The organism is Pseudoalteromonas sp. P1-7a (genome assembly GCF_001401855.1).
Classification (GTDB): Bacteria; Pseudomonadota; Gammaproteobacteria; order Enterobacterales; family Alteromonadaceae; genus Pseudoalteromonas.
On record NZ_LKDU01000108.1, the window covers coordinates 1 to 368 of the forward strand.

The window sequence follows — 368 nt, forward strand, 5'->3', positions numbered from 1 at the left end:
GTGTCTGATGTGGCTGGCAACCCAATTTCAGCACAAGATGCAGTTGAGCACGATAACACAGCAGCAATTACAACCAGCATTGATAAAACAGCCGACGGCGTTATAAATGGCAACGGCGAAAGTGCAGCAATCGTTGTGCGCGGTACAGTAACCGATGTTGAAGACGGCCAAACTGTAACTGTTATTATCAGCGATGGCACAAACCAAGTTGAAACCACGGCACTTGTACAAAACGGCGAATACGTTACCGACCCGATTGATGCAAGCGCATTAAATGACGGCACACTCACTGCTACAGCCAGCGTATCCGATGTAGCAGGTAACCCTGTTACAGCTGAGGATACAGTTGAACTTGATAACACCGCAGC

At 48.4% G+C, this 368-nt stretch carries 1 protein-coding gene; it reads left to right on the plus strand.

Annotated elements, in window-relative coordinates:
* Positions 1 to 368: Ig-like domain-containing protein (locus AN389_RS20420; protein ID WP_160318641.1), on the plus strand; the 368-nt coding region annotated here is incomplete at both ends.